This window comes from Pseudoclavibacter sp. AY1F1 (assembly GCF_002931075.1).
Taxonomy (GTDB): Bacteria; Actinomycetota; Actinomycetes; order Actinomycetales; family Microbacteriaceae; genus Pseudoclavibacter.
Genome location: NZ_PSTQ01000004.1, coordinates 17,121 through 31,359, shown reverse-complemented (window position 1 = coordinate 31,359; position 14,239 = coordinate 17,121). Strand labels below are relative to the sequence as shown.

Below are 14,239 nucleotides of genomic sequence, written 5' to 3'. Positions count from 1 at the left end.
GGTCGTACGCGCGTAGTGTCGGCGTATGGCCATCAAGCGCGCTGGCGAGCCGGAACGTCACACTGACGCTGACGCTGACGCTGACGCTGACGCTGAGTCGGACTCGGCGATCGACGATGAACGTTGGCTGATCGTGAAGGGCCGCCGCTGGCGGCGCACCGACCCGAGCCTGCCCGCTGAGTTGGTGGAGCGGCTGAAGTCGCATCTCGGGCGGGCGCGATCCGGGGTGGGTGCCGCGAAGCGCCGTGGTGATGAGGAGGCGGTCGCGGCCTCGCGCAAGCGGGTCGGCCTCGCGAAGCACGGGCTGGGCGAGCGCGGGCCGCGCTGGTGGGAGGAGCCTGAGGCGGCACGCCTCGAGCGGGCGCGGACGGCGCTGGCCGAGCTCGACGCTCTGGATGCCCACGACGCCTGAGATCCCGGTCCGTATCCCAGCCCGTATGCCGACCCCGTATCGCGCACGCAGCTCTGCCTGCATCCCGGGCCCGCGTGTGTGCTCGAACGGGAACCAGATCGACCACCACCGTTTACACGGAGGAAACGACGTTCACTCGATACTGGGTTCATGAGCACTGAATTCATGAGCATCGACGCCGTGACCACGGCTATCCCTCCGTTCAGGGTGACGCCGGACTTCTGGGCTGACCTCCCGCGCATGCCGCTCGAGCAGTACCCGGGCACTGACGGGTACATCGCCGACGTCTACTCGAACCCTGACGGCTCCGCCATGTCGGCGGGCTACTTCGCGCTCACCCACACCGACGCGCCGCTCGACTACTTCTACGACTACGACGAGATGAAGGTGGTGCTCTCCGGCACCTTCCGTCTCGAGAACGTGGATACGGGTCAGGTCTCGTTCGCGGGTCCGCGGGACGCCATCTTCTTCCCGAAGGGCTCCCGCATCCTCTTCAGCACCGAGGACTCGGCGCTCGCCTTCTACGTCGGCCACCGCTCCGTCGCTCCCTGACGATCATGGGAGCGACGACGGGAGCGGCAGCAGGTGTCACGGAACGTGAGACGGAATGTGAGACGACAGGTGCGAACCCGGTCGCGCCGACCCCGGGCACTGTGCTCGGCCTGGACACGGCGCCGGGTGTGAGCGCGACGGCCACGAGCTCCTCAAGGTGGCGCCGGATGCTGGACGCGGGAAGCCGCGATGCCGGCAGGCCCGCCTTCGAGGGAGCCTTCGCGGCTCGCACGATCACGTTCCTCGTCGGGGCGGAGGGGCGTCCAGACGTGAGCGCCGGTGTCCTGGCAACGGGCGAGGCGCCAGCGGATCGCGGCCATGGCACGGTGGTCGAGCTCGCCACTGCGGCCTCGCGCGCTTCGCGAGACCGCATCGCCGCGGCGCTCGCCGAGGCCAGAACCGGGTGGCGGTTTCGGGTCGTCGGCGACGAGCCCTCGCTCGGGGCGCTGCGCGCGATCCTGCACGAAGCCGGAGTGCTCGACGAGGAGATCACGCTTGTACTCGCCCCTCCGGCATCTGAAGTTGGCCGGGTCCTCGTCTCCTGCGGGCACTGTCAGTCGAAGACGCTCGGCCCTGGCGCGGCGAACGGGACTGGCGCGGCGAACGGGACTGGCGCGGCGAACGGGACTGTGACGTGCGCTGGCTGCGGCCTGCAGCTCACCATCTACTACCACTTCTCGCGCCGACAGGGCGCGTACCTGGGGTATTTCGCTGACGCGGAGCTCGCTGCCACGCCGCAGCCCGCGCGCGAGCCGAGCCAGCTGGCTTTCGCATGAGTGCTGTGATGCTCGAGCTTGTTGTGGCCGGCATCACAGAACTCGGGGGCGGGGTGCGCGCGTTGACGCTCCGCGACCCGAGCGAGCGCACGCTGCCGTCGTTTGCGCCCGGCAGCAGCATCGCCGTGCAGGTCGGGGCTCAGGTTCCGGGCGCCGCGCCCGCCCGCAACTCCTACTCACTCACTGGACCAGGTCGGCGCCCCGAGTCCTACTCGATCTCGGTCCGACTCGACGAGGCGGGGCGTGGGGGTTCGCGGTGGATGCACGGCCTGCAGCCAGGCGACTCGGTCACGGCCAGTGCGCCGTCGAGTGCGTTCCCACCCGTGCTCTCTGCGCGGCACCACCTGCTGATCGCGGGCGGCATCGGCGTCACCCCGATCCTCTCGCACGCGAGGGCGGCCGCCGAGTGGGGCCGCTCCTTCGAGGTGGTCTATGCGCACGGGGAGGGCGGGGGAGCGCACCGCGAAGAGCTTGAGGAACTGAGCGGGGGACGCCTCACGGTCTGCGGCAGCCGCGGAGAGCTGCGCGCGCACCTCGCAGCTGCCCTCATCGACCAGCCGCTGGGGGCGCACCTCTACGTGTGCGGTCCGGTCGCCATGATCGAGGCCGTGACGAGCGCGGCCGGGGCGGCCGGCTGGCCGGACTCGCGCGTCCACGCCGAGGCCTTCACTGCCCCCGCTCTCGAGCCGGGCGAGCCCTTCGATGCGAAGTTGCTGCGCCTTGGACGCACGATCCGTGTCGAGTCAGGCACCACTCTCCTCGACGCGCTGCTCGCCGAGAACGTGCCCGTGCCGAACCTCTGCAGGCAGGGCGTCTGCGGTGAGTGCCGCGTCGCCGTCCGAGTGCGCCCAGGCTCCGGGGACAAGGACACCGCGGGCATCGAGCACCGCGACAGCTTCCTCACCGATGAGGAGAAGGGCCGCGGCGACTGCCTCATGCCGTGCGTCTCCCGCCCGCGAGGCGAGATCCTGGAGCTTGAACTGTGACCGCATCCATCCCCGGCGAGGTCGACCACTCCGTCGCAGTCGCCGCCTTCCCGTTCCCGTTCCCGAAGGAGACCTACCGCTACAGCACCAACGTGGAGCCGGCATCCGTGCCCCGCGCCACGGCCGCCGGTTCCTGGGGCGAGCATCCGGTCGACATCGACCACGCGTATCGGGGTGAGCTCGCCGAGCGAGCCCGCATCCTGAGCGATGACCCGTCTCGGCTGCAGTGCCTGCCGCACATGGTCCCGGCCGCGTGGGACGCGATGTTCGTGCTCATGGAGCAGCTCGCCGAGGCGTACCCGGAGCACATGAGCCTCACGCGAGAGGGCGGCGGGTGGCATTGGCACAACGGCCTCCTCGGCGTTGACCGCTGCTTCGCCGTAGGCGAAGCGTCGTCGATGCCTGAGGGCCCGCTCGGCTTCATCGGTCAGCAAATCCAGGAAGACATCGTGCTCCTTGATCAGCGCGACGGCGAGCTGTGGGCGGATGCCGGCCTCGTGACGTTCGCCGCGGACTGGTCGTTCGGATTCGACGTCGGCATGTCGTTCCTCGAGATCCACGGCCCGGTTCCTCGCGTGCACGACGAGGGCGTCATCCCGCGCGCGCAGGAGTTCCTCATGCGCCTCGAGCCGGGGCAGAGCTTCCGGCGCACCAACTGGACGCTCACGGTCGACGGGAAGCTCGACACGTCGACGGAGACCTATCCGGAGTGGGGCCCTGACCGGACGTCGCTCGTGGATGGTCCTCTCGCTGCGGTCGGCGAACGGCTGCATCTTCGCACCGAGGTGCAGCACCTCATCCGCCTGCCCGAATCGAACGCCATCATGTTCCTGATCCGCAGCTACCTTCTGCCGTTCGCGGCTCTCGCCACGGTGTCAGAGTGGGCGGCACGCACGGCGGAAGTGCTCGAGGAGCTGCCGGACGACATGGCTGAGTACAAGGGGGTGCTGCGTACTCGCGAGGTCGGCATCCGCTGGCTCCGGGAATTCGGGGGCGTCTGCGAGGGGGATGCGGCTGGCGCGGCCTGACGGGCACCCCTGGCGAGCACAGCCCATCGGCCCCCTGACGGGCGCACTTCCTCGGCTGCGGTGCGGGCGAACGGCGAAGTCGAGCTGCTGTGTAGCCTTGCCGTCATGGTTGATGCTGAGCAGGTCCCGAGCGCGCGCGAGAGCGAGCTGGAGCACGAGCGCGAGCGCGGGGTCGACGGGGCCGCCGCTTCCGGCGCGCAACGCACCCCGACTCAGCAGGAGCGGGCCGAGGCGACGCTCCGTTCCATCATGGCGGGCGGCAACCTGACGGCCGAGACGATGAAGCTCTCGAACGAATTCACGGATCGCCACATGTCGCGACTGAAGGGGCTTTTCCGGCGCTCGTCGTAGCGTCTCCCGCCGCGTCGCCCGCCGCTTCTCTCGGCGTACTACACCGCAGTGGGCGTGCGCGAGCCGGCTGGCGAGGCCCGGTGTCGCGGGCACACGGGGCAGCCTGGGTGCCTGCGCTACACGAGCAGGTAGACGGCGCCGGCGATCGTCAGCACCAGCACGATGCGGTCGAAGAGCTTCTGGCTGAGGCGCGGCGCGAGCCAGCGGCCAAGGAAGGCACCTCCGATGAGGAGCGGCACGAGGAGCAGGTCTAAAACCAGGGTGCCCGGCGTGATGAGGCCCAAGCCGATCGAGAACGGCAGCTTCGCTATGTTGACGATCGCGAAGAACCAGGCGGCGGTGCCCAGGAAGGCCTTGACAGGGAACTTGGCGGCGAGGAAATACATCGACATGACGGGCCCGCCGGCGTTGGCGACCATCGTCGTGAACCCGCCGAGCGAGCCGTAGCTGGCTCGCGCGACCTTGGCGGCTCGGTCGCTCGGCGTCTCCGGGGTGCGGTAGCGGCGCCACACGGTGATCGCCACGAGGACGAGCAGGATGATGCCGATGACGCGTCGCACCCAGTCGTCGTCGGCGAAGGCGAGGAACGCGGCACCTGCGAGCAGACCGACGGCGACAGCCGGGATGAGCTTGACGAGCGTGGGCCAGTCAGCGTGGCGCCGGTAAGTCCAGAGGGCGAACATGTCGCCGACGATGAGCAGCACCAGGAGCGCGCCGGTGGACTGCTTGGCGGGGAGGACAGCGGCGAAGGTCGCGACCGACAGGGTCGTGACTCCGGGGAGAGCGGTCTTCGAGATGCCGACGGCGAAGGCGGCGACCGCGAGCAGCGCCCAGGCGAATGCGGGCAGTTGGGGGAGCAGCTCGAGCACTCAACGAGTCTAGGCCCGATCTGCGATTTGTCCTGTTGTGCCGACAAGGTGGCGATGTCTCCGGATACGCCTCCCGCGGCGTGGCGCAGGCTCCACAACGGGTATCCGGCCGGGGCTCTGTGGGCTCTGTTCGCTGCGTCGGCTAGTGGGCTGGGTCGGGGCTACGTGGGCTACCTGGACTACGTGGGCTGGGTCGGCTACCCAGGTCTCGCATGTCACGCACAAGATGCTCGCCGGTCCGCATCAGGTTCCGACGTGCTGCAGTCCCAGGTCAGTTGCCGGCGAGTTCCTGCGGCCAGGGTGGGTTCGCTCCGGCGCGCGCGACCGTCACGGCAGCGCTGCGGGCGGCCGTCGCGAGGGCCGCATCTACCCAGCTCGTGTCAGGTTGGCCGTCGAGGAGCCCGCGGCGGATGCTCGGGGTCGACACAGCGTGCAGGAGGCCCGACATGAAGGCGTCGCCCGCCCCGACAGTGTCGACGACCCGCACGGGCGGCGCCTGCACGGCGAGCTCGCGGTCGCGAGTGCGCGCGAGCGCGCCGTCGCCGCCGCGAGTCATGACGGCGAGTCGAGCGCCGAGCTCCACGAACCGCTGCAGGACCTCAGAGGGGGAGAGGTCCGGGTAGAGCCACTCGGCGTCTTCGTCGCTGAGCTTCACGACGTGGCTGAGGGCGACAAGCGATTCGACGCGCGCCCGCACGGAGTCGCGCTCGCCCATGATGGCCGCGCGCACGTTGGGGTCGTAGCTCGTGAGGATCCCGCCGCGCTCCCTGGCGTCGGAGAAAGCGGCGCGGACGACGGCAGCGCCTGGTTCGACGACTGCGCCGATCGAACCGGTGTGCAGAAGGTCGAGACCCGCGAGGTCGGGCGTTGGCAGCGAGAAGTCGAGGTCGAACTCGTAGCTTGCGCTGCCGTGCTCGTCCAAGGTGGCTCTCGCGGTCGAGGTGCGTTGCCCATCGAACGCACCGTCGACGAGGGTGACGCCCGATTCCTCGAGGTGGGTGAGCACGAGGCGACCGAGTTGGTCGTCGGCGAGGCGTGCGGCGAGCTGGGAGCGGTGCCCGAGGCGGGCGAGGCCCACGGCGACGTTCATGGGGGAGCCGCCCGGGAGCGCCCGGCCGTCCGGAGAGCTCGCGTCGCCGGGAAGGAGGTCGACGAGTGCTTCACCGATCACGAGGGTGCTCGCGCCGTCGCCGCCAGTCATCGAAACGTGACTGCCATCGGTGGATGCGTGTCGGGTGCTCATGAGATCGCCTCCGGTGCGATATCGCGACCGCTCAGCCAGAGGAGCAGGTCGATGGCGGTGCCCCGAACGGCCGGCCCCTGGCCGAGCGAGAGGGGATTTGCGGCAGTGGTGCCCGCGTCTGTGACGACGAGGCGGCGGCCGGCGGCGAGCTCGCGCCCACCGCCCATCGCGACGGGCGTCTTGCGTTGGTGCACGATGGCCTCGAGGACGGCGTCGACGGGGTAGGTGTGCGCGATGCCAAGCGGGCGGCGGATGTCCTCGCCGTGCACGATGGCCTCCACGTAGCGCGTCGCGGCTGGCGTCGGGGCGCTGGAGGTGCGGTCGGCGACCTCGCGGAACCTGGCCAGCGTATCCAGCGGGCGTGCTCGACGCTCTGACTCGACGCCGCGCTGGTTGAGCGCATCGAAATCGAAGCGGGCCGCCGCCAGTTGCGCGACGAAGCTGAGGCGAGTTGTCGTCGCGTCGTTCACGAGGTGGGCGAGCACGTCATGCACCGTCCATCCGGTGCAGAGTGAAGGGGTGGCCCATTCCTTGTCACTCAAGGGGGTGAGGTCGTCCGCGAGGGCACGCCGCTCGGCGTGCACGATCTCCCAGTGCGTCTTCTGTCGGCTCACCAGACCGACGCTACCGTGTCGCCGACGCGGTTGCGAGCATCCCTTGGGCGGCGCACGCGGCATGTGCGGTGCCTCGCCCCGTGTACCGGCTGGGAAGTCAACCCCGTCGCGCCACGACGCGGGCCTCCGTAGCCTCGGGAGGGGTACACCACCCCGAAGGTACATCGCCCCCGACGAGAGGAACTCCGGTGCGTGCATTGACATGGCAGTCGAATGGCAAGGTCGAGATCGAGACGGTCCCCAAGCCGTCGATTGAGGATGCGGGCGACATCATCATCAGAGTGACGTCGGCCGCGATCTGCGGATCCGACCTGCACCTGTACAGCGTGTTCGGGCCGTTCCTCGAGAAGGGCGACATCCTCGGCCACGAGACCATGGGGATCGTCGAGGAGGTGGGCGAAGGTGTCACGAAGCTGGCCGTCGGGGACCGGGTCGTTGTGCCGTTCGTGATCGCCTGCGGAGAATGCGAGATGTGCCATTCCGGGCTGTCGACGCAGTGCGACGTCACGCAGAACCGCGACCAGGGGACTGGAGCTGCCCTCTACGGCTACACGGAGCTTTACGGCTCGGTGCCAGGCGGGCAGGCCGAGTTCCTCCGGGTGCGTCTCGCGGACAACAACGCGATCAAGGTCGGGCACGCGCTGTCCGATGAGCGCTACCTGTTCCTCAGCGACATCCTCCCGACGGCGTGGCAAGGGGTGCGGTACGCCGAAGTTCCGGAGGGTGGAACGCTCGCGGTGCTCGGTCTCGGGCCGGTCGGTCAGTTCGCAGCTCGCATCGGCAAGCACCTCGGGTACCGAGTGCTTGGCGTCGACCCGGTGCCGGAGCGCCGTGCGCTCGCGGAGCGCTATGGGGTCGAGGTCTTCGACTTCGACGAGGCGACGGCGGACGCGCTCCGGGAGGCGACAGGTGGTCGCGGCCCGGACTCGGTCGTGGACGCGGTTGGTCTGGAAGCGCACGGCATCGGCGCCGGTCCCGCCGCGGGTGCTGGCCTGGCAGGCCTGGCCGGGCTCGCGCAGAAGGGTGCAGGCCTGCTGCCGGACACGATCGCGAAGAAGGTCATCGAAACGGTCGGCGTCGATCGGCTCTCGGCGCTCATGCTGGCCCTCGACGCTGTGCGCCGCGGAGGAACGGTCTCGCTGAGCGGTGTGTACGCGGGAGTTGCAGACCCCATGCCGCTCATGACGATGTTCGACAAGCAGCTCACGCTCCGCATGGGGCAGTGCAACGTGCAGCGGTGGATTCCCGAGCTGCTGCCGCTTGTCGAGGATGCGAGCGACCCGCTCGGCACAGAGGACCTCGTGACGCATCGGGTTCCGCTTGAGGACGCGCCCCGCCTGTATGACGTCTTCCAGAAGAAGCAGGACGGGTGCATCAAGGTCGTGCTGAAGCCCCGCGGCTAGCAGCCACCGGAAGCGGCAGAGGGGAGTTGTCCTCGCGCTCGAATCTGTCGTACCGCAGAATCTGGTACTCGGTCGCCCCTGTCACCCTGTCGAGGCTGGCTCCCAGCGGAGGAGCTCGCCCGGCTGGCAGTCCAGGGCCTCGCAGAGTGCCTCCAAGGTTGTGAAGCGCACGGCTTTGGCCCGGCCGTTCTTGAGGACGGCGAGGTTGGCGGGCGTGATGCCGACCCGCTCGGCGAGCTCGCCGACGGACATCTTGCGACGCGCGAGCATGACGTCGATGTCGATCGCGATCGCCATCAGATGACCTCGTCGAGCTCGCTGCGGAGGGTTTGCGCTTCCGTTTCGCGCAGAGTTGCGAGACGGAGGAGCATGCGCATGACCACCATGAGGAGGGCCCCGCCGAACGTGACGAGCGCGGCGCCGCAGAGCAGGCCGATGAAGCCAGGGGCGGCGGCGCCGGGCGCAAGCAGAATCGCGAGGATCAGGATCGTCAAGGCGGCCACGGCGATGGCGCCGATGATCGTATCGACGTAGCGGAAGGCGCCCTGCGAGAAGACCGAGCCCCGGCGGACCATCGTGAGGAGGCGCCAGATGCAGACCGCGCTGGCCTGCAGGGTGAAGACGAAGATGGCGGCGAGGGCCACCAACGCGACGCGGGCCACCGAGGGTGTTCCTGCCAGGTCAGCCCACACAAGCGGGAGCAACAGCAGCTGGACGACCAGGGAGCCCGCGAGCGACAGCGCAATGAGAACCTTCAAGGCGGTGATGGTGACGGCGCCCATGGCGGACCTCCTACTGGCCAACGATGTATTTCTATCGATTATCGATAGAGTACTCGAGGTTGCGGTTCAGGCAAACCGTGCGTTCACTTGTCTGTGGCTTCGTTTTCGGGTTTGTCTTCAGGTTCGTCTGTGGGTTGGATTGTGGCTTCGTCAGGGCTCGAGATGCGCGGCCAGGTTCTCGAGCGCCTCGGTCCAGCCGTCGTAGACGTTGTCATCACCCGGCTCGCCCGCGATGCCGCGCACGTGCAGGATGACCTCGGTCGCGTCCCCGCTTGGTGCAAGATCGACGCTCACGACGGGGGACTCTGCAGGGTCGTCTTCCGGCAGGCCCCACGTGAAGACGAGGCGCTTGCCCTCATCGACCAGGAGGTAGGTGCCGGCAGTCGGGTACTCGTCGCCGTTCTCGTCGTTGACCATCGTGTAGTGGTACGCACCGCTCTCGCGGACGTCGAGGACGATTGTGTCGAGAGGTGTCGAGACCTTGGCGGGATGGTGCCAGTGGGTGAGCTCTGCGGGGTCCGTCCATGCGCGCCAGACACGATCGCGGGGTGCCGTGACGTTCCGGCGGAGGGTGAATTCGGGCTGGGCTGCGGTTTCCGGGCTAGTCATGGCGCCAAGCTAGGCCCGTAGGTTTGGAACCACCTCGAAGCTGGTGGCGACTCGTCCTCCTGCCTGTGACGTCCTCCAGCCTGCGACGTCCCTCTGCCTGTGACGTCCTTCTGCCTGTGACGTTCTCCTGCCTGTGACGTCCTCCAGGCTGCGACGTCCTCCTGCCTGCGAGTTCTTCCGGACTGCGAGTTCTTCCGCGCTGCGACTCCTTCCAGGCGGCAACTCAGAAGAGCGGCCAGGGGGCGGCCGGCATGTCGCCCTCGGGGACCGGGAATTCGCGGTCCTCAAGCAGGCGGTCGATGCGTGCGGCGAGCTGCTCGAGTTCGGCGTCGGCGAGCAGCGTGGCCAGTTGCACTCCGAGGCCATCATCACGCTTGTCGTCGAGTGCCTGGCGGAGCCTGTGGATGCCCGCCGCTTCCTCATCCGTGAATGGCTCGGCGACCCACCCCCAGAGCACGGTGCGCAGCTTTGGCTCCACGTGGAAGGACAGGCCGTGGTCGACGCCGTACCGGTGCCCGTCGGTCATGGCGAGCACGTGGCCGCCCTTGCGGTCGGCATTGTTGATGATGGCATCGAAGATCGCCATGCGGCGGATCGTGGGGGAGTCCTCGTGCACGAGCACAACCTCGCGGCCGGTTTCGTCCTCGCCGGTCAGGACGGTCCGCCATCCCGCTTCGGGGAGCTCCGTCGCGTCGACGAGGTCGACCGCATCCTGGGACTCGTCGACGTCCTGCCAGAGTTGGAGCATCCCCGGCCCGAACTGGCCGTCGCCGAGCCAGGTGCGCGGCACGACGTTCCAGCCGAGCGCTTCAGAGACGAGATAGGCCGCGACCTCCCGGTTGGCGAGGTCGTTGCCGGGGAAGTCCCAGAGCGGCTTCTCGCCCCGGGAGGGCTTGTAGACGACCTCGACCGGGTCGGCGCCGGGAGCCGTGTAAGTGCCGACGAACGTCGCATTCGAGGCGCTCATGACGCGCGCCGTGAGCTCAAGCGTGGGGCCAGGCTCTGCCACTGCCACTGCCACTGCCTCTGCCCGCGCTTGTGCCTCTGCCTGCGCTTCTGCCTGTGCTTGTGCATGGGGCTGGGCTGCGTCTGAGTCAGGTGCCGTCGCGTCCGCGTTCGCCTGCGCGTCCGCGTTCGCCTGCGCGTCCGCGTTCGCCTGCGCGTTCGCGTTCGCCTGCGCGTTCGCGTTCGCCTGCGCGTTCGCGTTCGCCTGCGCGTTCGCGTTCGCCTGCGCGTTCGCGTTCGCCTGCGCGTCCGCGTCCGCGTTCGCCTGCGCCTGCGCGTCCGCGTCCGCGTCCGCGTCGGGTTCGGGTTCGGTCACAGGCCGTCGTCTGCCGGGCAGTTGTGGCCTTCCGGGTCCATCGGGAGGCCGCAGCGCGGGCACAGCGACCGGCCGGCGCCGACGATCTCGAGGGTGCGCTTCGCGAACGCTCTGGCCGACCCAACAGGGATGCGCACGCGCAGGAGCTCCTCCGGTTCGGCGGCTTCGACGAGCTCGTCGAGTCCTGCCATGCGGGCGAGTTCGGCCTCGAGGGCCTCCGTGTCGACGTCCGCGTCGATCTCGAGTTCAACCTCGACGACGGGAATCACCTCGAGGATGACCTGCGCGGTGGCGGGCTCCCAGCCGAGGCCGATCGTGCCGACGCGGAACCGGCCGTCGACTGGCGTGTCGAGCGGCTCCTCGTCGATGAGCTCGATGGGTGTTGAGCTCGGAACGCTATAGCGGTTTCCGTCTTCGAGCATGATCTGGTCGAGGATCTCGTCGACTTTCTCAGCGAGAAGGGCCGACTGTTCTTTCTCGAGGATCACGCTCACGACGCGGGCTCCGTCGCGGGCTTGCAGGTAGAAGGTTCGCTCGCCGGGCTTGCCGAGCGTGCCGACGACAAATCGGTCCGGCCAGTCGAATTCGTGCACGAGGGTCGTCATGTGTTCAAGCCTATGCTCAGGCGGCCCGGCCTGCGCCGCCACCGACGGTCGCGTCGCCCGAATGGGGTGCGCCTGCCGCGGAAGTCACGCTCGGGGCCAGCCAGGAGAGGTCTCCCGCGTCGGAGTTGATGACGGGAACGCTCGGGCGTGCCTTGCCGTAGCTGATGATCGAGACGGATGCGGGGCCGACGGCGAGGCGCTGGAACAGGTCGAGGTGCATCCCGAGCGCGTCGGCGAGCACCGACTTGATGATGTCTCCGTGGCTGACGGCGACCCAGGCGGCGCCCGGCCCGAACTCCTTCTCAACCTCGGCGTCGTGGCGGCGGATGGCCGCGACGGCCCTCGCCTGCATCGTGGCCATCGATTCGCCATCTGGGAAGGTCACCGCAGACGGCTGGGTCTGCACGGTCGCCCAGAGCTCTTCTTTGGCGAGCTCGGCGAGCTTCCGGTTCTGCCAGGCGCCGTAGCCGCATTCGGTGATGTTGTCGTCGATGAGGTCGAGGGTGGGCTCGAGGCGCGGGTCAGCGAAGGGGGCGGTGGGCTGCTGCGCGCGGATCGCGGCCGCCGTCTCGATGCAGCGCTCGAGGGGGCTCGTGACGAGCCGCGCGAGCGGCACGGCGGCGAGCCTCGCCCCGGTCACGGCGGCCTGCGACCTGCCCGTCTCGTCGAGGAAGACTCCTGGGGTGCGTCCAGCGAGCAGCCCGCTCGCGTTCGCCGTGGTGCGTCCGTGCCGGACGAGAATGACGGTGGCCATGCGAGTCACCCTAATCGCTGTGCCACTGGAGGTGCCTGCGCGCGTGCCTGCCTGCGCGGCGTGCCAGCGTGCCAGCGTGCCCGCCCTGCCTGCGCGGCCTGCCAGCGTGCCCGCCCTACCTGCCAGTCTGCCAGCCAGCCTGCGTTGCCAGCCAGCCAGCCAGCCAGCCTGCCTGCGCTGCCTGCGCTGCCTGCGCTGCCAGCCAGCCTGCGTGTACCTCAGCGCTCGGTGAGCTGCCCGCCCTCGACTTGCCAGGCCCGATTCAGTTGCACGGTCTCCAGCATCCGCCTGTCGTGGGTGACGAGCAGGAGGGTGCCTTCGTAGCTCTCGAGGGCTTGCTCGAGCTGCTCGATCGCGACGAGATCGAGATGGTTCGTCGGCTCGTCAAGGACCAGGAGGTTCACGCCGCGAGCCTGCAGGAGCGCGAGGCCTGCCCGGGTGCGCTCGCCGGGCGAGAGCTCGTCGGCGCGGCGGCTGACGTGGTCTGCCTTGAGGCCGAACTTGGCGAGAAGTGTGCGCACCTCCGCGCTCGGCCAGTCCGGCACCTGGGCTTCGAACTGTTCGGCCAGCGGAGCCGGCCCGGTGAGGGCCGCCCTCGCTTGGTCGATCTCACCGATCGCGACGCTCGAGCCGAGGCTCGCGGCTCCCGAGTCCGGCTGGATGCGCCCGAGCAGCAGGCGGAGCAGGGTCGACTTGCCTGCGCCGTTCGGCCCCGTGATGCCGATGCGGTCCCCGGCGTCGACCTGCACGGAGACGGGGCCGAAGGTGAAGTCGCCAAGTTGGATCTCGGCGCGCGACAGCGTCGAGACGACGGAGCTGGAACGAGGTGCCGTGCCGATGGTGAATTGCAGCTGCCATTCCTTGCGGGGCTCCTCGACCTCGTCGAGGCGAGCGATGCGGCTCTCCATCTGGCGGACCTTCTGCGCCTGTTTCTCGCTCGACTCGCTTGAGGCTTTCCGGCGGATCTTGTCGTTGTCAGGTGCCTTGCGCATGGCGTTGCGGACACCCTGGCTGGACCATTCGCGCTGCGTGCGGGCGCGCCCCACGAGGTCGGCCTTCTTGTCGGCGAACTCCTCGTACTCTTCGCGTGCGTGGCGCTTCGCAGTCGCGCGTTCCTCGAGGAAGGCCTCGTACCCGCCGCCGTACACGCGGTTGCTGTGCTGTGCGAGGTCGAGCTCCAGTACGCGGGTGACGCTGCGAGCGAGGAACTCGCGGTCGTGGCTCACGACGACAACCCCACCGCGGAGACCCTGGATGAACGCCTCAAGCCGTTCGAGACCGTCGAGGTCGAGGTCGTTGGTCGGCTCGTCGAGCAGCACAATATCGAAGCGTGAGAGGAGGAGCGCCGCGAGTCCGACACGTGCGGCCTGGCCGCCGGAGAGCGAGGTCATGAGGGCCTCTGCGCTCAGCTCGAGGCCAAGCTCGGCGAGGACTGCCGGGAGTCGCTCTTCGAGGTCGGCGGCGCCGCTCGCGAGCCAGTGCTCGAGGGCGACCGCGTAGATGTCGCCCGGGTCTGGGGCGCCTGGCTCAGCTTCCTCCGCGAGGGCCTCGGCGGCCGCATCCATCTCCCTGGTCGCCTCGGTGGTGCCAGTGCGCCTGCCCACGTACTGGGCCACCGTCTCGCCTGCGACACGCTCGTGCTCTTGGGGCAGCCAGCCGATGAAGGCGTCGGCGGGAGCGAGCGAGACGCTGCCCTCCTGGGGTTCGTCGATGCCGGCGAGCAGCCGAAGCAGGGTCGACTTGCCCGCGCCGTTCGCGCCCACGACGCCGACGACGTCGCCTGGCGCGACAACGAGGTTGAGCGACGAGAAGAGTGTCCGGTGGTCGTGGCCACCGGCGAGGTCCTTGGCGACGAGGGTTGCGGTCATTGCTCTATGGTCGCTCACTTGCGAGCCTCGCGGGACGGCGACGCGCTGGGGTAGACGGGGACGGCG

At 69.1% G+C, this 14,239-nt stretch carries 17 protein-coding genes; 7 read left to right on the top strand and 10 right to left on the bottom strand.

The genetic code is table 11. From position 1 onward, the window contains the following. Window positions 1-25: 25 nt before the first annotated feature. From C5B85_RS08460 to C5B85_RS08435, 6 genes are all read left to right on the top strand, one after another. Entirely contained in the window at window positions 26-412 is a 387-nt protein-coding gene (locus tag C5B85_RS08460; RefSeq protein WP_258070676.1) for a biopolymer transporter Tol, read from the top strand. 150 nt (window positions 413-562) lie between these two features. Further along, window positions 563-964 carry an ethanolamine utilization protein gene (locus C5B85_RS08455; RefSeq protein WP_219819376.1) on the top strand — a complete coding sequence of 134 codons (402 nt, stop codon included), beginning with the start codon at window positions 563-565 and terminating at the stop codon, window positions 962-964. A 5-nt stretch (window positions 965-969) separates the two neighbouring features. Next, window positions 970-1,740, top strand: coding sequence for a dimethylamine monooxygenase subunit DmmA family protein (locus C5B85_RS08450; protein ID WP_104285593.1), 771 nt, complete (start codon window positions 970-972; stop codon window positions 1,738-1,740). Beyond that, window positions 1,737-2,726, top strand: a complete 990-nt coding sequence (locus C5B85_RS08445; protein ID WP_104285592.1) for a PDR/VanB family oxidoreductase — start codon at window positions 1,737-1,739, stop codon at window positions 2,724-2,726. The genes C5B85_RS08450 and C5B85_RS08445 overlap by 4 nt, the downstream gene beginning before the upstream one ends. Further along, the gene (locus tag C5B85_RS08440) at window positions 2,723-3,754 is read left to right on the top strand and encodes a DUF3445 domain-containing protein (RefSeq protein ID WP_219819375.1); all 1,032 of its coding nucleotides are present in this window, start codon (window positions 2,723-2,725) and stop codon (window positions 3,752-3,754) included. Before C5B85_RS08445 ends, C5B85_RS08440 begins: the two co-directional genes overlap by 4 nt. Before the next feature lie 105 nt (window positions 3,755-3,859). Further along, window positions 3,860-4,105 (top strand): hypothetical protein, encoded by a 246-nt coding sequence (locus C5B85_RS08435; RefSeq protein WP_104285591.1) that lies wholly within the window; start codon window positions 3,860-3,862, stop codon window positions 4,103-4,105. Between the two features lie 116 nt (window positions 4,106-4,221). Here the strand turns inward: C5B85_RS08435 and C5B85_RS08430 are convergent, their stop codons facing one another. The 3 genes from C5B85_RS08430 to C5B85_RS08420 all read right to left on the bottom strand — a co-directional run bounded on the left by C5B85_RS08430 (window position 4,222) and on the right by C5B85_RS08420 (window position 6,831). Then, window positions 4,222-4,974 (bottom strand): sulfite exporter TauE/SafE family protein, encoded by a 753-nt coding sequence (locus C5B85_RS08430; RefSeq protein WP_258070675.1) that lies wholly within the window; start codon window positions 4,972-4,974, stop codon window positions 4,222-4,224. Window positions 4,975-5,245: 271 nt separating this feature from the next. Beyond that, window positions 5,246-6,217, bottom strand: a complete 972-nt coding sequence (locus tag C5B85_RS08425; protein WP_258070674.1) for a carbohydrate kinase — start codon at window positions 6,215-6,217, stop codon at window positions 5,246-5,248. Then, window positions 6,214-6,831 carry a maleylpyruvate isomerase family mycothiol-dependent enzyme gene (locus tag C5B85_RS08420; protein ID WP_258070673.1) on the bottom strand — a complete coding sequence of 206 codons (618 nt, stop codon included), beginning with the start codon at window positions 6,829-6,831 and terminating at the stop codon, window positions 6,214-6,216. Before C5B85_RS08420 ends, C5B85_RS08425 begins: the two co-directional genes overlap by 4 nt. A gap of 188 nt (window positions 6,832-7,019) precedes the next feature. Between C5B85_RS08420 and C5B85_RS08415 the strand changes: the two genes are divergently transcribed. Then, window positions 7,020-8,234 (top strand): zinc-dependent alcohol dehydrogenase, encoded by a 1,215-nt coding sequence (locus C5B85_RS08415; protein ID WP_104285589.1) that lies wholly within the window; start codon window positions 7,020-7,022, stop codon window positions 8,232-8,234. A gap of 81 nt (window positions 8,235-8,315) precedes the next feature. On the opposite strand, the gene C5B85_RS08410 is transcribed toward C5B85_RS08415, so the two are convergent. The 7 genes from C5B85_RS08410 to C5B85_RS08380 all read right to left on the bottom strand — a co-directional run bounded on the left by C5B85_RS08410 (window position 8,316) and on the right by C5B85_RS08380 (window position 14,173). Next, window positions 8,316-8,531, bottom strand: a complete 216-nt coding sequence (locus C5B85_RS08410; RefSeq protein WP_104285588.1) for a helix-turn-helix transcriptional regulator — start codon at window positions 8,529-8,531, stop codon at window positions 8,316-8,318. Next, window positions 8,531-9,016, bottom strand: a complete 486-nt coding sequence (locus C5B85_RS08405; protein ID WP_104285587.1) for a DUF2975 domain-containing protein — start codon at window positions 9,014-9,016, stop codon at window positions 8,531-8,533. The genes C5B85_RS08410 and C5B85_RS08405 overlap by 1 nt, the downstream gene beginning before the upstream one ends. 150 nt (window positions 9,017-9,166) lie before the next feature. Further along, the gene (locus tag C5B85_RS08400) at window positions 9,167-9,625 is read right to left on the bottom strand and encodes an SRPBCC domain-containing protein (RefSeq protein WP_104285586.1); all 459 of its coding nucleotides are present in this window, start codon (window positions 9,623-9,625) and stop codon (window positions 9,167-9,169) included. 223 nt (window positions 9,626-9,848) lie between these two features. Then, window positions 9,849-10,634, bottom strand: coding sequence for an SCO1664 family protein (locus C5B85_RS08395; RefSeq protein WP_374953092.1), 786 nt, complete (start codon window positions 10,632-10,634; stop codon window positions 9,849-9,851). 308 nt (window positions 10,635-10,942) lie between these two features. Beyond that, window positions 10,943-11,551, bottom strand: coding sequence for a DUF3090 domain-containing protein (locus tag C5B85_RS08390; RefSeq protein ID WP_104285585.1), 609 nt, complete (start codon window positions 11,549-11,551; stop codon window positions 10,943-10,945). A gap of 16 nt (window positions 11,552-11,567) precedes the next feature. Beyond that, the gene (locus tag C5B85_RS08385) at window positions 11,568-12,305 is read right to left on the bottom strand and encodes an MSMEG_4193 family putative phosphomutase (RefSeq protein ID WP_104285584.1); all 738 of its coding nucleotides are present in this window, start codon (window positions 12,303-12,305) and stop codon (window positions 11,568-11,570) included. A 218-nt stretch (window positions 12,306-12,523) separates the two neighbouring features. Beyond that, the gene (locus C5B85_RS08380; protein WP_104285583.1) at window positions 12,524-14,173 is read right to left on the bottom strand and encodes an ABC-F family ATP-binding cassette domain-containing protein; all 1,650 of its coding nucleotides are present in this window, start codon (window positions 14,171-14,173) and stop codon (window positions 12,524-12,526) included. Window positions 14,174-14,239 lie beyond the last annotated feature (66 nt).